The organism is Streptomyces sp. NPDC051563, from assembly GCF_044454225.1.
GTDB lineage: Bacteria > Actinomycetota > Actinomycetes > Streptomycetales > Streptomycetaceae > Streptomyces.
On record NZ_JBITDL010000011.1, the window covers coordinates 38,485 to 54,361 of the forward strand.

Here is a 15,877-nt window from a genome sequence, read left to right on the forward strand (position 1 = left end):
AACCAGTCCCTCTCACGCAAATCTCTTGCAAGCGGATCGGAAGGGCGCCGCTGCAAGGGCCCGGCGGCATGCCCGCCGTACCCGCCCAATGGCGCACCCCGGTCGCGACCCGCCCCCGGGGGTGGTGGCCTGGGTGGGTGACCGTACGGCCGACCGGGGCCCGTACGGCCAGGGCGAGGAGACACATCGTGGCCAAGGCCTATCTGGTGGGTGCCGGCATCGCTTCCCTGTCGGCGGCGGCGCTGCTGATCAGGGAGGGCGGGTTCGCCGGCTCCGACATCACGATCCTGGAGGCCCAGGGCCGTACCGGCGGCAGCCTGGACGCCGCGGGAGACCCCGAGAACGGCTACACCATGCGCGGCGGCCGGATGTTCGAGCTGCACTTCGAGTGCACCTACGACCTGCTGAGCTCCATTCCCTCGCTGGACGCGCCGGGCACCTCGGTCACCCAGGACACCTTCGCCTTCCACGAGGACTTCGCATGGAACGACAAGGCCCGCCTGGTCGACTCCGCCGGCCGGCGGGTCGACACCCGCTCCATGGGGTTCTCCGAACGCGACCGCCTGGACCTGGTCGCGTGCGTGGCCTCCCCCGAGTCCCGGCTCGACGGCAAGCGCATCTCCGACTGCTTCACCCCGGAGTTCTTCACCACCAACTTCTGGTACATGTGGTGCACGACCTTCGCCTTCGAGCCCTGGCACTCGGCGATCGAGTTCCGGCGCTACCTCAACCGGTTCGTACACCTCTTCAAGACCTTCGACACCATGTCGGGCATCTACCGCACCCGCTTCAACCAGTACGACTCGATCGTGCGCCCGCTCCAGAGCTGGCTGCGGAGCAACGGCGTCGTGTTCACGATGAACACGACCGTGACCGACGTGGAGCTGGCCGACGGCGGGGGCACCACCGTCACCGCCCTCGCCTGCACCCGGGAGGGCGCGGACCTGCGCATCCCCGTGGCCGCCGAGGACCTGGTGTTCGTCACCAACGGATCGATGACGGCGAACTCCACCCTGGGTTCCACCGACGCCCCGGCCGTCCTGGACACCTCCGCACCGGACGCCTCGTGGCGCTTGTGGGAGACCCTGGCGGCCAAGCGCCCGCACCTGGGCGACCCTTCGGTGTTCGACTCCTCCGTCTCGGACTCCACCTGGGGCTCCTTCACCGTCACCACCCAGGACCCCACCTTCTTCAAGGCCATGGAGGAGTTCTCCGGCAGCGAGGCCGGCAAGGGCGGTCTGATCACGTTCAAGGACTCCGGCTGGCTGCTGACCATCGTCCTCAACCACCAGCCGCACTTCCACGAGCAGCCCGAGGGCACCTACGTCTGGTGGGGGTACGCCCTGTTCCCGGACAAGGCCGGTGACCACGTGGGCAAGACGATGGCCGAGTGCACGGGGCGCGAGATCCTCACCGAGGTGCTCGGACACCTGCGCCTCGCGCAGAGCGAGCAGATCCTGGACTCCTCGGTCGTCGTACCGGCCCTGATGCCGTACATCACCAGCCAGTTCCTGGTCCGCAAGGCCGGCGACCGGCCGCAGGTGGTCCCGGAGGGCTCCACCAACCTGGCCTTCATCGGCCAGTACGCCGAGGTCCCCGACGACGTGGTGTTCACCGTCGAGTACTCGGTGCGCACCGCGTGGACCGCCGTGGCCGGGCTGCTCCACCTGGACCGGCAGCCGCCGCCGGTCTACAAGGGCGGCCACGACCCCAGGGTGCTCCTCGAGGCCCTGCACACGATGCACCGGCGCTGAGCCGTGGTCGCGCCCGCCTGCCCCCGCTCCCGGTACCGGGCGGCGACACGGCGGGCGCGACCGGGTACCGTACGCCCCTCGACGACAGAGAGGTGCGGCCATCGTGACCCGAATCCCGGACGTGGGCGATGTGGTGGGTGATTTCTCGCTCCCCGGCGGCCGGCTCAGCGAGGACGTGTTCGTCCGCGGGCAGTACTCGCTCGGCGAGCAGCGCGGGAACCCGGTCGTTCTCGCCTTCTACCCCGGCGACAACACCCCGGTCTGCACGACGCAGTTGTGCTCCTACTCCGACGGCCTGGAGTCGCTCTCCGCATGCGGTGCCCAGGTGTGGGGCATCAGCCCGCAGGGCGTCGACAGCCACGAGTCCTTCGCCCGGGCCCGCGGTCTGCGGATGCCGTTGCTGGCCGACACCGATCGCGAGGTGGCCCGGGCCTTCGGCATCACGGCTCCCGTGATCGGCCTGCGCCGGGCCGTCTTCGTCATCGCGCCCGACGGCACCCTGCACTGGAAGCACGTCGGGACCCTGGGCATGCGGTTCCCCTCCGCGGACACCATCGCGGAGCAGCTCGCCGGTGTCGCCACCGGCTGAGATTCAGGAGGCGGGCTCGGCCGCGGGCATGAGGCGGCCGACCGAGTTGACCATGCGGCGGCGGCTGAGCAGGCGGCCGCCGACCGCCATCACCCGGTTGAGGCCGCCGGAGATCACGCTGGGGCCCGGGTTCTTGCGGTCCAGCGCCGTCAGTGCCGTGCGGACCACCTCTTCGCACGTCTGGACCCGGGTGCCGCCGCCGACCTCGCTGGTCCCGATGACGTCGAAGAACTCCGTCTTCGTCGCGCCGGGCGAGAGCGCGAGCACCCGCAGTCCGGTGCCCTGGGATTCGTGCCAGAGCGCTTCGGTGAAGCTCAGCACGAACGCCTTGGTGGCGCCGTAGACGGCCATCTGCGGAATGGGCTGGTAGGCGGCCATGCTCGCGACATTGACGAGGACGCCCTTGCCGTGGGCGCGCAGGGGGCCGATGAAGGCACGGCTGATGTCGACCACCGCGCCCACGTTGACGGCGAGTTCCTGGCGCAGCCGTGCCGGATCTTCCTGGTGGAGGGGGCCGAAGGTGCCGAAGCCTGCGTTGTTGACCAGGCTCGTGACCGTGATGCCGCGCCGTTCCACCTCTGCGAGGAGCGTGTCTGCGATCCGGTCCGCCCCGAGGTCCATCGGGAGGGGCGTGGCCTGGATCCCGTACCGCGCCGAGAGCTCCGCGGCGAGCCGCTCCAGGCGGTCGGCGCGGCGGGCCACCAGGACGAGGCCGGAGCCGCGGGCGGCGAGCCGGCGGGCGAACTCCTCGCCGAGACCGGAGCTGGCGCCCGTGATCAGTGTGGTCTGGCCCCGGTAGTCGACCGCGTTCATGACCCGTCTCCCCTGCGTGTGGTGGCGTTCCTCCCGTACGCGGCCACCGTACGCGCCGGGTCCCCGGCCGTCCGGCGGGGGCCGGACGGCCGGGGACCGGATGAGCGGGCGCCTCAGGGGCCCGTGCTCAGTTGTTGGAGCCCACCGTGTTGTTGAGGCCCGCGTTGAACACGTCGTCGGCGGCGAACTGCAGCCAGTCGCCGAAGACGAGGGTGTACGACTTCTCGGACGGGGCGTTGACGGTCACATCGGCCGAGGCGGCGGAGGCGCAGCCGAGGACGATGAGACCGGCGGCGACGACGGAGAGCGCGGAGCGGACGGAACGCATGGATCCACCTTTCGGAGGGGCTGTGGGCACCTCCGAACCTAAAGAGGCTCCGCGGGTCTGTCCCGTCACATCGCCGGGCGGAGCCGAGAGCAAGCCGATCGGCCGAACGTTCCGGACGCCGGTGGAGAAGTACTGGGCGGCCTCGGCCCAGGGGTTGGCCGAGGCCGCAAGGCGCTGCGGGATCCGAAAGCCGACGGGGCACCTGGCGTCACGTGAGGAGGAGAAACGTCACGTCCGGTGTCTGTTCTAGGAGGGTGTGGGGACACCCTCCCTGGCATCTCGACGGATGACCGCGCCGCCATCAGTAAACATATATACCGTTGAGTAAGCAAGAGTATGAAAATATTCATGTGCGAGGGTGGTGTGAATATGGCACCTCATGCCACTTTATGGACCCCTAGGGGCTTCCTAGAGGAAGAAGTCGTGCTGGTCCGCGGCCTGCTCGTAGCTTTCGAGCCGGGCCTGCGTCCGCTCGGGATCCGCGTCCGCCATCGCCTGGAGCAGGGCCGCGGACAGCACGCCCGGCGCCGCGTAGGAGTCGAAGACCAGCCGCGAGCCGGTACCGGCGGTCAGCGCCACGTCCGCCTCGTCCACCAGCGGCCCCAGGGTGCGGTCGGTGATCAGCGCGATCCGCAGTCCCGCCCCGCGGGCCACCCGCAGGGCCGCCAGGGTCTCCTTGGCGTGCCGGGGCATGGCGAAGGCCAGGACCCAGCTGCCGCCCGCCGCCCGGGCCTGCAGCAGCGCGTCGGAGGCGACGCTGCCGCCACCGGTGATCAGGCGCACGTCGGGGTGGATCCGGCGGGCCGCGTACGCGAAGTACTCGGCCAGCGAGACGGAGATCCGCAGCCCGAGGACCGTCAGCGGCACCGACCGGGCCAGCTCGCGACCGATGTCGAGCACCTGGTCGGTGTCGGCCAGCAGCTGGCGGACGGTGCGCAGGTTCTCGATCTCGGCGTCGACGGCCGCCTGCAGTTCGTTGCGCCGGGCCTGTTCGGGGCTGTCCGGGGTTCCGGCCACCGCGCTGAGCGCGATCGGCTGGAGCACGTCCCGCAGGGCCGGGTAGCCGCTGAAGCCGAGGGCGGAGGCGAAGCGGGTCACGGAGGGCTGGCTCACGCCGGCCCGCTCCGCGAGCTCGGTGATCGAGAGGAACGCCGCCTCGGTGAGATGGTCGACGAGGTACTGGGCGATCCGGCGCTGCCCGGGCGAGAGCGGGTGCCCGTCGAACAGCGCCCGGACCCGGTCGGCCGGGGCCCGCTCGTGGTCGGCCGCCTGCCCGCTCGGCGTGATCGCTGCCGCCTGTGCGCGCGCCTGCTGCCCCGATGACACCGGCGGTCCTCTCTTTCGTGCCGCTCTGTGACCCCAAGATAGCTCACGGCATCCGGCTGACCAGCGCGCTTCCCCCCGCAGCAGGCCGCGCGGGCACCCCCGGCGGCCGGGGGCGGGCGCCGGGGTCACGGCCGCGAGCATGCGTGACGGAGCGTCAGCAGATCTGCACCGGCTGGCCCGTTGTGAGCCGGTGCGGGGCCCGGCCGTCGAGGAGGAGCACCACGAGGGCCCGCAGGGGCTGGTCCAGCGGGACGAAGGCGCCGCCGCCGGCGGCGGGTACGGTCCGTACGCCGTGCAGGGCCAGGCGCTCGCCGGTACCGGCGTACTGGGCCGGGGTGAGCCGGTAACCGCAGGGCGGGTCGGCGAGGATCTCGCCGTCCGCCGCGGGGGCGTTGTCCGCACCGGCCAGCGGGACCGGCCCCCTTGCGCTGACCGCCGCCCTGCGGGCGCCCTCGGAGGCCGCCGCCAGGGGGCCCGTACGGGCAAGGGCGTAGGCGAACAGTCCGCGCAGGGCGGCCAGTTAGGAGTCCACCCGGCGGCGGCGGTTCAGTGCCGCGTCGGCCCTCTCCGCGTCCCCGGCCGGGCCCGCGAGGGCTTCGATGCGGCTTTCCACCAGCAGCGCGACGGCGTGCTTCAGGCCCGCCGTGTTGCGCAGGATCCGTTCCTGGCCGTCGCCCGCGGCCTGCCCGACGGGGGCGCCGGTCAGTGGGTCGGTGCGGATCCCGTAGGTCCCGGTGGAGCGGCCGGCCTCGTGGGCCGCCCCGCGCACGTACGCGGCGGACAGGAGGCGGGATTGCGCGTACACCGCCGGGTCGGTGTTGAGGTTGCGCGGCCAGAGGTCGAAGAGGTCCTTGTCGTACGTCCCCGGCGTCGACCGGTACTCGTGCAGGTCGTACACGAGGTGCGGCCGGTAGTCGCGCAGCACGGCGGCCAGCGCCGGCGCCTCGGGCGAGGTCAGGGCCGCGTGGTCGCGGTTGATGTCGGTGCCCCCGGCGTTGGAGCGGGTGCCGGCCGCCCGGCCGTCCGGATTGGCCGTCGGGACCACGAGCAGGGTCACGGTCTCCAGGAGCCGCCGGGCCGCCGCGTCCCGGGGGTGGGCGAGGTCCCGCACGGTGCTCAGGCAGGCCTCGCGCCCCGCCGGTTCGTCCCCGTGCTGGCTGCACACCAGGAGGACGGTCAGGGGTCCCCGGCCCAGACTCACCAGGCGCAGCGGGCGGCCCCGTACGGTCGCGCCGATGGTTCGGACCGTGGCCCCGGCGGTGGTCCCGGCGGCGGCTCGCCCGCCGTGCGGGCCGAGCGCGTCGAGCAGGTCCCGCTCCTGGGACTCGCTGGTCCAGCGCGCTCCGTGCGCGACCTCGAAGCCGGTACGGGGCAACCCGCCGGCCGCACGTACCGGGGCGGGGGCCAGAGCGGTCGCGAGCACGGCCGTCAGGGTCGCGGCGAGCGCGGTGAGACCGCGCGCCCTCGTCTTCTCGATCACCCCCCGGTTCTAGCGGGACCCGGGCCCCGGCGGCCGGGATCCGCTGCGAACTCACCCGGGTGGCGGGGCAGGTTCCTCCGTGCTCGCGGATCCCCCGCCCGGTCGCCTACGGCCGTTCGTCCAGCCCCTCCGGCAGCCGGCCGGTGTGGAGCACCCCCAGGGTCTGGGTCGCGCGCGTCAGGGCGACGTAGAGGTCGCTGGGCTCGTGGTCCGCCGGTTCCACGACGATCACCGTGTCGAACTCCAGGCCCTTGGCCTGCCGCGGAGCGAGCAGGACCACCGGGCGGGTGAGGTCGGGCTCCTCCCCCGCCCGTACGCCGGGCAGCGCGGCCGCCAGTGCCTCGTGCAGCGGGCGCGGGGCGATCACCGCGAGGCGTCCTTCGGCCGGCGCGCCCTCCCGTACCGCGTCGGCAACCGCCGCGGCCAGGTCCGCGGTCCGCTTCACCCAGGGGCGCCGTCCCGTGGAACGGACCGAGCTCGGCGGCTCGAAGCCCGGGTGGCGGGCCCGGAGCACGGCGGCGGCCAGCTCCATGATCTCGGCGGGCGTACGGTAGTTGACCGCGAGGCGCACGAGCTCCCAGCGGTCTTCCACGTAGGGCGCCAGGATCTGCTGCCAGGAGCCGCATCCGGCCTCGTCGCCGGTCTGGGCCGGGTCGCCCACCAGCGTCATGGAACGGGTCGGACAGCGCCTCATGAGCAGGCGCCAGGCCATGGCGGACAGTTCCTGCGCCTCGTCCACGATGACGTGCCCGAAGGCCCAGGTCCGGTCGGCGGCGGCCCGCTCGGCCGCACTGCGGTGGTCGGCCTCCTCCTGCCGCTCGGCCATCCGCTCGGCGTCGATGATGTCGTGGGCCGCGAGGAACTCGTTCTCCATGTCCTCGAACTCGTAGGAGTCCGAGCCCGCCGACAGGTCCAGGACACCCTGCGCGTACGCGACGCGTTCGAGGCGCTCGCGCTCCTCGGCGGCGCGCCGCGCGGTGTCGTCGACCCCGAGCAGTTCGGCGGCCTCGTCGAGCAGCGGCACGTCGGCCGGGGTCCAGTCCGCCTCGCCCGTGGTCGTGCGCCGGATCAGCGCGGCCTCCCGCTCGGGGAGGTAGGTGGGCTCGGCGAGGTAGTCGGCGATCAGCTGCCGGGGCGTGAGCGGGGGCCACAGCGTGTCGATGGCCGCGTGCACCTCGGCGCTGGTCGCGATCTCCTTGCCCAGCTGGGCGATGTCGTCGGGGCCGAGCAGGTTGGGGCCGCCGTAGGGGTCTGCGCCGAGCCGGTCGGCGAGCTGTTCGGTGAGCGCGTCGATGACGCGGAAGGCGAAGTACGGGCGCGCCGGATTGTGCGGCAGCCCGGTGGCCCGGGCCCGGTCGCGGGCCTCGTGGGCCATGGTCCGGTCGAGCAGCAGGGTCCCGTAGTCGTCGTGGTCGATCTCCAGGGCCGGTTCGGGGACCACGTCGGCGTCCTCGCCGCTGCCCGCGGGCACGGTCTCCGGGAGCGCCTGCCGGTCGCTCACGACGCGGGCGAGGATCCCGGCCATCTCCGCGCGCCCCTTGACGGCGGCGGCGCCGGGCCGGTCGGCGGCGCTCGCGCGCACGCCGGGGAACAGCTCGCCCGGGGTGGCGAGCAGGACCCCGGTCTCGCCGAGGGCCGGGAGGACCTCGCCGATGTAGCCGAGGAAGGCCGGGTTCGGTCCGACGATCAGCACGCCGCGCTTCGCGAGCAGCTCGCGGTGGGCGTACAGCAGGTAGGCGGCCCGGTGCAGGGCCACGGCGGTCTTGCCGGTGCCCGGACCGCCCTCCACGACCAGGACGCCGCGGTGGGTGGAACGGATGATGCGGTCCTGTTCGGCCTGGATGGTCTGCACGATGTCGTGCATCCGGCCGGTCCGGGCGGCGTCGAGCGCGGAGAGCAGCACGGCGTCCGCATCGGCCCCCTCGTGACCGGTGCGTTCGGTGTCGGCGAGGTCGAGGATCTCGTCGTGCAGGGCGGTGACCTCGCGGCCCCGGGTGGTGATGTGGCGGCGCCGGCGCAGACCCATGGGGGAATGGCCGGTCGCGAGATAGAACGGGCGTGCGACATCGGCCCGCCAATCGAGCACGAGAGGGGTGCGTTCCCCGTCGTCCTGCCTGATTCCAATGCGGCCGATGTGGTGGTCCGAGCCGTCGGAGAACTCCAGCCGGCCGAAACACAGGCCGCTTTCGCCCGAGTTCAGAGCGGAAAGCAGACCGGACTGTTCAGCGACCACGATGTCCCGTTCCAGTCGCGCCTGGAACCCGCTGCCGGCCTCGCCGAGCGCGCCCTGCACGGCGCGTTCGGCCTGATCCCGCAGGTCGTCGAGGCGCGCGTAGAGATCCGTGATGAATTGCTGTTCATTCCGGAATTCTTCGGTTGACAATTCCACTCCTGACGCGGTACGGTGTCCCCATAAGCTTTCTTCACGTCCCGGCTAAGCTGTAACGTGAAACATCAAATATAAGCAGGCGAACACCCCGGCCGTCAATCGGTCCGGGGTTTTTTTGCGTCGTGCCTATAGAGGTCGCACCTATAGGGCTGCACATTCACTCGGTGCGCAGCATGCGGACCTTCTGGTCGGTCAGGTCGTAGCGTGCGACCGCGACGGCGAGCCGGCCGGCGGCTATCCGGGAGGCCAGGTCGGGCTCCGCCGCCAGCAGGCCCCGGGTCCGGCGCGCATGGGCGTCGATGGTGGCGGCGACCCGGGCCTCGCCGTGCTGACCGTGGTCGATGGAGGGCCGGATCTGCTCCGCCAGGTACTGGATGTGCGCGGGCAGCCGGGCACCCGTCTCGTCGGCGTGCACCGCGGCCCCGACGGCCCCGCACGACTGGTGGGCAAGGACCAGGACCAGCGGAACGTCGAGCTCCAGGACCCCGTACGCGATACTGCCCAGCACCGCCTCGTCCAGCACCTCGCCCGCCGCGCGCACCGTCAGCAGGTCGCCGAGCCCCTGGTCGAAGACGAGCTCCGGCGGCACCCGGGAGTCGACGCAGCCCAGGACGATCGCGAACGGGTGCTGCTCCCGGGCCACTTGGAGGCGTACCGGACGGGACTCGTGCGGGTGCTGCTGGCGGTACGCCGCCCAGCGCCGGTTGCCGGCCGCCAGGCGGCGCAGCGCCTCCTCCGGGCTCCGGGGGCGGGCCCCGTCCGGGGTTTCGGCTGCGGTCTCGGAGGCGGAGGCCGGGAAGACGGAACCGAGCCCGAGGACGGAGGCGGCGGATCCGACGGCCGCGGTACCGGCCAGGGCGGTGCGCAGGAGGACCCGACGACTGGGCGAAGTAGCGGAAGGCGTCTGCGTGTTCGAGGACATTCGGGGACGTTAACCCCGTCCCGGCCCGCGGCGGCCGGCTCCGGCGGGAAATGGCGGGTTCCTCCCGGAGCCCGGCTCGATCGGGTCGGCGGAGCGCGGACTACGGCGGAGCGCGGGCTACGGCTTGCGCGCGGCGAGGGTCGCCGGTTTGACCGCGTCGGGTCCGTAGCGGGCCCTGGCCCGGTCGGCGGCCGCCTCGACGGCGAGCGCCCGTTCGTCGGCCGGGTCGAGGCTGAGCTGGCGCAGGGCTTCGGAGGCGGGGCGCAGGGCTTCGGCACGGAGGTCGAGGGAGCGTACGCGGGCCCGTTGCAGGCCGAGGAGACCGTAGAGCTCGTAGGCGGTGGCGGCCAGGGGGCCGGTGTGGTGGGTGGGTTCGGTCAGGGTGCGGGTCCGGGTGGTCGTGGTGCGGTCGGCGTAGCGGACGGTGAGGGTGAGGCCGCCGGCCACCTGCTCCTCGTCGCGGAGCCGGGCAGCGAGCCGGTGGGCCAGGCCGAGGAGGGCCCGGCGGTGCTCGTCCGTGGCGAGGCAGTCGGCCTCGAAGGGGTGGTGGGTGGTCAGGGACTTGGGGACGGGGCGGGCCTCGACGGGGCGCAGGTCCTCGCCCCGGGCGTGGGCGTGCAGGGACCGGCCCGTGGCCGAGCCGAAGATCCTGGTCAGGGTGGTCAGGGGGGCGTCGGCGAGGTCTCCGATCGTGTGCAGCCCGTACGCGGCGAGGGTGGCGGCGGTGGCCGGGCCGACCCCGTAGAGCGCGGCGACGGGCCGGGGGCGCAGCCAGGCGGTGACCTCCCCCTCGGTGAGGACGGTGGTGGCGCCGAGGGGGGTGAGGGCGGCCGTCATCGTGGCGAGCATACGGTTGGGTGCGATGGCGCAGGTGGTCCGCACGCCGTGGAGTCCGACGGTCCGCATCCGCAGGACGGCCGCCAGGGCCTCGGCGTCGCGCTGCCAGTAGCGCAGGGCCCCGGTGATGTCGAGGTGGGCGGCATCGGGCGGGACCGGCTGGACCCGGGGGGTGATGTCGGCCGCCATGTCGAGGAGTTGGGCGTACAGGGTGGGGGCGGTGGCGGGGCCCGGACCGGTGCCGGGGCCCGCACCGGGATCCGTGCCCGGGTCCGCGGCGGGGTCGGCCCCGTAGGGGAAGGCGGTCCCGTAGGGGAAGGCGGTCCCGTAGGGGAAGGCGGTCCCGTTTCCGGCCCCGTAGGGGAAGTGGAACTGGGCGTGGAGGATCTGCGGCACTGCGCTCACCCCGCCGATCCGGGGCTGGTGTAGCCGAGGGACTTGAGGTCGGCGGCGCGGGTGCCGGCGGGCTGGAGGTCCGCGTACGGGTGCAGGCGGGCTCCGCTGGTGCCGTTGGCGAGGGTGCGCGGCCGGGCGGCGTCCTGGGCGGGCGTGGGGGCCGGATCGGCGCGGCCGAGCAGCGCGAGTGCGGCTTCGGGGCCCTGGTCGCGGCGGGCGGCCGCGATCTCCTCCAGGTTCCAGACCATCTGGCCGACCACGGTGCGGCGCGGTCCGCGGGCCTCGACGGTGCCGCGGACCAGGAGCAGCCCGGAGTGGAAGACCGTGTGCGCGCAGGCGTCGTGGCTGTCTTCGAAGAAGGCGATGTCGACGAGGCCCCGGCCGTCTTCCAGGGTCACGAAGATGACGCGCTTGCCCGAAGGGATCGGCGGTGTCTGCGTCGAGGCCCGGACTCCGGCGACCAGGACCGGCTGCCCGGGGCGCATCGCACTCAGGTGGGCGGAGTCGACGGCGCCGATCTCGCGGAGCAGCCGGTGGTGGTGCTCCATGAGGTGCTGGGAGACGTCGATGGACAGGACCTCGATCTCGGCATTGAGGGCTTCGCGGCTGGTCATCTCCGGCAGCCCCGACGGTGCGGCGGTCACGAGGGCGCCGCCGAGGGCGAGTTGCCCGTCGACCGCGCGCCCCCGGGTGTGGCGGTGGAGTTCGGAGACCTGGAGGAGGAGGTCGCGGCGGGTGAGGCGGCCGCGCAGGGCGTCGAAGGCGCCGATCCGGATCAGGCGCTCGGCGGTCGGGAGGGCGGGGCGGGCCCGCTCCCAGAAGTCCTGGAGCGAGGCGTAGGGCCGGCCGGCGGCGATGCGGGCCACTTCCCCGTCGCCGGCCCCCTTCACCGTGGACAGCGAGAGCCGTACCGCCCAGGCCCCGTCCGCCGTCCGCTCGACGCGGTGGTCGGCCGCGGAGGCGTTGACGTCGACGGGGAGCACGGGCACGCCGTGGCGGCGGGCGTCGGAGACGATCACCCGGGCGGGCCACATCCCGGGGTCGTGCTCCAGCAGCCCGGCGTAGAGGGCGGCCGGGTGGTGGGCCTTGAGCCAGGCCGACTGGAGGGCGGGCACGGCGAAGGCGACGGCGTGCGCGCGGCAGAACCCGTACGCGCCGAACGCGGCGACGATCCCCCACACCTCGTCGAGCACCTCCGGGCCGTACCCGCGGGCGCCCGCCCGCTGCCGGAACCACGCCTCCACCCGGGGCAGCCGGTCGGGGCCCGCGAGGGCACGGCGCGCGATCTCGCCCAGCGCCCGGTCGCAGCCGGTCATCACCGCGAAGATGTCGATGATCTGCTCGTGCCAGATCGTCACGCCGTAGGTGTCGGCGAGTACGGGCTCCAGGTCGGGGTGCGGGTAGCGGGCGGCGGCTCCGTGGCGGGCGGCGATGTAGAGGGCGGGCATGCCGCCCTTGACCGGACCGGGCCGGAACAGGCTGATGTCGGCGATGACGTCCTGGACCCCGCGCGGCTGGAGCCGGCCGACGAGGTCCTGCTGGCCGGGGCTCTCCAGCTGGAACACGCCCACGGTCCGGGCCTGCCGGATGAGCTCGAACGCGTCGGGGTCGTCCAGCCGGACGTGGTCGGGGTTGTCGAGGTCGAGCTGGCGGCCGGTGGTGCGGCGGATCTCGGCGACGGCGTGCGCCATCGCCGACTGCATCCGTACCCCGAGCACGTCGAGCTTGACGAGCCCGAGGTCCTCGACGTCCTCCTTGTCCGCCTGGACCATCGGGTACCGGCCGCCCGGAGTGGGCTGCACCGGCAGCCGGTCCAGGAGGGCGGTGTCGGAGAGGATCACCCCGCACGGGTGCATGGCGTAGCCGCGCGGGAGAGCGTCCAGGCCCTCGGCCAGCTCCCACAGCGGGCCGTACGAGGCGGCCTCGGCGGCGAGTTCCCTGAGCTCGGGGAGTTCGGCGAGGGCACCGCGAATGTCGCAGGCCCGGATGTGCGGGAAGGACTTCGCGATCGTGTCGACGGTCTGCGGGGGCAGGCCGAGGGCCAGGCCCGTATCGCGCAGGGCGTGGCGGGCCCGGTAGGTCTCCGGCATCGCGGCGACGGCCACCCGCTCCGTGCCGAACCGCTCGATGATCCGGTCGTAGACCTCCAGCCGGCGGGCCGACTCCACGTCGAGGTCGATGTCGGGGAGCGAGCGGCGGCGGACGCTGAGGAAGCGTTCGAAGAGCAGGTGGTGTTCGAGGGGGTTGGCCGTGGCGATGAAGAGGGCGTGGTTGACCATGCTCCCGGCGCCGGATCCGCGGGCGGCGACCCGGATGCCCATGGCCCGGATGTCCGTGACCACCTGGGCGACCGCCAGGAAGTACGACTCGAACCCCAGCTTCCCGATCACGCCGAGCTCGTACTCCAGCCGCCGGACCGCCTGCGGGTCCCGGTCCAGGCCGCGCGCGAACATCCCTTCCGCGCAGCGGCGGCGCAGCAGGTCCGCGGCCCCGTCCGGGCCGGGTCCGGCGCCCACCGATTGCGGCTCCGGGAAGCTGGACCGCGCGGAGGCGGAGCCGATGCCGATGCCGAGGTCGGCCACCGGGTCGACGGTGCACAGTTCCGCCGTACGCGCGGTCTCCGCGAGCAGCTCCGCCGCCCTGGCCGGGTCCGAGGCGGCCCCCGCGCCCGCGCCCGGGCCGGTGGCCGCGGCGATCCGCTCGGCGGCGCGGGCCATCGCGTCCGGCCCCTTCAGCCAGCGCTCGCCGCAGTCCAGCCGGCGGCGGTCGACGGGGCGCAGCAGCCGGGCGGAGTCCAGTACGTCGGCGATGCGGTGCTGGGCGGGGTCGGCGTAGCGGACGGCGTTGCTGAGCACCGCCGGGACGCCGAGCCGGTCGGCCAGCCCCAGCGTGCGGGCGGCCAGGCGCAGCGAGCCCGGTCCGGTACCGGGGAGCCCGTACCAGAGCACCTCCAGCCGCAGCCCTGGGCCCGCGATCTCCCGCCACGGGGCGAGCAGCCGCTCGGCCAGGTCGGGCCGGCCGGCCGCGAGGGCGCGCACGGGCTCGGACACGGGGCCGAGCATGACCACCAGCCCCTGGCCGGCGTAGCGCTCCAGCAGGGACCAGGACACGACGGGCTGGGCGGGGACGGCCTGGCTCCCGTCCTGCGCACCCGCATGGGCGGCGGAGACCAGGCGGCACAGCCGGGCCCAGCCGTCCGCGTCCCGCGCGAGGAGGGTGACCCGCAGCGCCGGCTCGACGACGTACGCCCCACCCCGTACGGGCGTCCGCGGCCGGGCCCCGGCGGATCCCGCGGCGGGGGCGGATCCCGCGGCGGGGGCGGATCCCGCGGCGGGGGCAGGGGCGGGCGCGACGGCCACGTCGACCCCGAAGAGCGGACGGACCCCCGCCCCGACAGCCGCCTTCGCGAAGCGGACCGCCCCCGCGACGGTGTCGCGATCGGTGAGCGCGAGCGTCCCGACCCCTCGCTCGACGGCCCGTTTCACCAGGTCAGAGGGGTGCGAGGCGCCGTACCGAGCCGAGTAGCCGCTCGCGGCATGAAGGTGTACACCGTCGCCCACGGTCCACCTCCGATCGCCCGACCGCCCCTTTCCAGCCACCCTGACCAGATACAACCACCGTATCGAACATAATTCGAACAGCGCACCTTGCGCACCTTGCGCGAAGATGCGGACGCATGCCGACGACGGGGAGGCCGCACGTTTTCGAGGGGCCGAGCAGTCCACGGCCGTGCCCGCGAGACCTCACCAGCACGGCACGCCCATCCGGGACTTTCCCGCCAAATGCCCACTAACCGCCCTATATTTTCTGCCATGTGTGCTGACATCAGCCCGTTCCGGATCGAGATCCCGCAGGCCGATCTCGACGACCTGCACGACCGCCTGGCCCGGACCCGGTCGCCGTTCCCGGTGCCGGGATCCGGGGCTCAGTGGGATCACGGCATCCCGCCGGGCCATCTGAAGGAGCTGGCCGGCTACTGGGCGGACGGGTTCGACTGGCGGGCCCACGAGGCCCGGCTGAACGCCTTCCCGCACTTCGTGACCGAGATCGACGGCCAGACCATCCACTTCCTGCACCTGCGCTCCCCGGAGCCGGACGCCACGCCGCTCCTGCTGAACCACAGCTACCCCACCTCGTTCGTGGAGTTCCTTCAGGCCAGCGGCCCACTGACCGATCCGCGGGCCCACGGCGGGGACCCGGCCGACGCCTTCCACGTCGTTATCCCCTCCCTCCCCGGCTTCGTCTTCTCCAGCCCCCTCTCGGCACGCGGCTGGAACCTGGAGCGCACCGCTCTGGCCTACGGGGAGCTGATGACCCGCCTCGGGTACGAGCGTTTCGGCGTGGAAGGCGGGGACCTCGGGGCCGGAGTGACGGGTCGGGTCGCGACGCTGATGCCCGAGCGGGTGATCGGCGCGCACACCCACGGCGACCGGCTCCAGCTCGGCATGGCGGGCGAAGACCTCCCGGTGCCGGACGGCCTGACCGCGGAGGAACAGGCCGGGCTGGCCTCGGCACAGCGCAGTTGGGCGCAGATGAAGGGCTACAAGGTGCTGCACTCGACGGCCCCCAACGCCCTCTCAGCGGGGCTGGCGGACTCACCGGTGCTGCAGTTGGCGTGGATCGCGGAGAAGTTCGTGCAGTGGGCGAACCCCGCCACGCCGATCAGCCGTGAGGACGTCCTGATCACCGCGAGCCTGTACTGGTTCACCCGGACCGGGCCGGCGGCGGGCGACTTCTACTGGGAACTCGCACATGCCGACGACCCCGGCTGGGGCAGCACCGACGGTGTGCCGAGGGCCTCCTCGCTGTTCTACAGCGACCCGCTGGTCCGCAAGGTCCTCGGCCCCGCCGAGGGCAGTGGCGTCTTCTTCCGGGAGCACACCGAGGGCGGGCACTTCCCCGCCTTCGAGGTCCCCGACCTCTTCGTCGACGACATCCGCGCCTTCTTCCGCACCCTCCGTGCCTGACACCCCCCACCCGCGGAGGGCTCTCCCCGTACGGCGGTGCGGTATCCGGGTCCGCCGGCTGAGGCCGCATCCGTAG

The 15,877-nt window shown here is 73.3% G+C and carries 11 protein-coding genes and 1 pseudogene; 4 read left to right on the forward strand and 8 right to left on the reverse strand.

Going from position 1 to position 15,877, the window contains the following annotated elements; genetic code table 11:
• Window positions 1-68: 68 nt before the first annotated feature.
• Window positions 69-1,754 carry an oleate hydratase gene (locus tag ACIA8F_RS14925; RefSeq protein WP_399378854.1) on the forward strand — a complete coding sequence of 562 codons (1,686 nt, stop codon included), beginning with the start codon at window positions 69-71 and terminating at the stop codon, window positions 1,752-1,754.
• Between the two features lie 103 nt (window positions 1,755-1,857).
• The gene (locus ACIA8F_RS14930) at window positions 1,858-2,343 is read left to right on the forward strand and encodes a peroxiredoxin family protein (RefSeq protein ID WP_399378856.1); all 486 of its coding nucleotides are present in this window, start codon (window positions 1,858-1,860) and stop codon (window positions 2,341-2,343) included.
• Window positions 2,344-2,346: 3 nt separating this feature from the next.
• Here the strand turns inward: ACIA8F_RS14930 and ACIA8F_RS14935 are convergent, their stop codons facing one another.
• The 5 genes and pseudogenes from ACIA8F_RS14935 to ACIA8F_RS14955 form a co-directional block, all read right to left on the reverse strand.
• The gene (locus tag ACIA8F_RS14935; RefSeq protein ID WP_399378857.1) at window positions 2,347-3,156 is read right to left on the reverse strand and encodes an SDR family NAD(P)-dependent oxidoreductase; all 810 of its coding nucleotides are present in this window, start codon (window positions 3,154-3,156) and stop codon (window positions 2,347-2,349) included.
• 127 nt (window positions 3,157-3,283) lie between these two features.
• Window positions 3,284-3,484, reverse strand: coding sequence for a hypothetical protein (locus tag ACIA8F_RS14940; protein ID WP_399378858.1), 201 nt, complete (start codon window positions 3,482-3,484; stop codon window positions 3,284-3,286).
• Between the two features lie 408 nt (window positions 3,485-3,892).
• Window positions 3,893-4,810, reverse strand: a complete 918-nt coding sequence (locus ACIA8F_RS14945) for a MurR/RpiR family transcriptional regulator (RefSeq protein WP_399378860.1) — start codon at window positions 4,808-4,810, stop codon at window positions 3,893-3,895.
• A gap of 154 nt (window positions 4,811-4,964) precedes the next feature.
• Window positions 4,965-6,290, reverse strand: a pseudogene (locus tag ACIA8F_RS14950) (M14 family metallocarboxypeptidase).
• 106 nt (window positions 6,291-6,396) lie between these two features.
• A complete protein-coding gene (locus ACIA8F_RS14955) occupies window positions 6,397-8,316 on the reverse strand; it encodes a HelD family protein (protein WP_399378862.1) in 1,920 nt (639 codons plus the stop codon).
• Between the two features lie 6 nt (window positions 8,317-8,322).
• Between ACIA8F_RS14955 and ACIA8F_RS14960 the strand changes: the two genes are divergently transcribed.
• Entirely contained in the window at window positions 8,323-8,670 is a 348-nt protein-coding gene (locus ACIA8F_RS14960) for a hypothetical protein (protein ID WP_399378863.1), read from the forward strand.
• 166 nt (window positions 8,671-8,836) lie between these two features.
• On the opposite strand, the gene ACIA8F_RS14965 is transcribed toward ACIA8F_RS14960, so the two are convergent.
• The 3 genes from ACIA8F_RS14965 to ACIA8F_RS14975 form a co-directional block, all read right to left on the reverse strand.
• Window positions 8,837-9,601 (reverse strand): carbonic anhydrase, encoded by a 765-nt coding sequence (locus ACIA8F_RS14965; RefSeq protein ID WP_399378865.1) that lies wholly within the window; start codon window positions 9,599-9,601, stop codon window positions 8,837-8,839.
• A 117-nt stretch (window positions 9,602-9,718) separates the two neighbouring features.
• Window positions 9,719-10,843: a DNA polymerase thumb domain-containing protein gene (locus tag ACIA8F_RS14970; protein ID WP_399378866.1), complete on the reverse strand. Its 1,125-nt coding sequence runs from the start codon at window positions 10,841-10,843 to the stop codon at window positions 9,719-9,721.
• Window positions 10,840-14,394 carry a DNA polymerase III subunit alpha gene (locus ACIA8F_RS14975; RefSeq protein WP_399378867.1) on the reverse strand — a complete coding sequence of 1,185 codons (3,555 nt, stop codon included), beginning with the start codon at window positions 14,392-14,394 and terminating at the stop codon, window positions 10,840-10,842. The genes ACIA8F_RS14970 and ACIA8F_RS14975 overlap by 4 nt, the downstream gene beginning before the upstream one ends.
• Before the next feature lie 252 nt (window positions 14,395-14,646).
• On the opposite strand from ACIA8F_RS14975, the gene ACIA8F_RS14980 reads away from it, so the two are divergent.
• Window positions 14,647-15,801, forward strand: coding sequence for an epoxide hydrolase family protein (locus ACIA8F_RS14980; RefSeq protein ID WP_399378869.1), 1,155 nt, complete (start codon window positions 14,647-14,649; stop codon window positions 15,799-15,801).
• The last annotated feature ends 76 nt before the right edge of the window (window positions 15,802-15,877 follow it).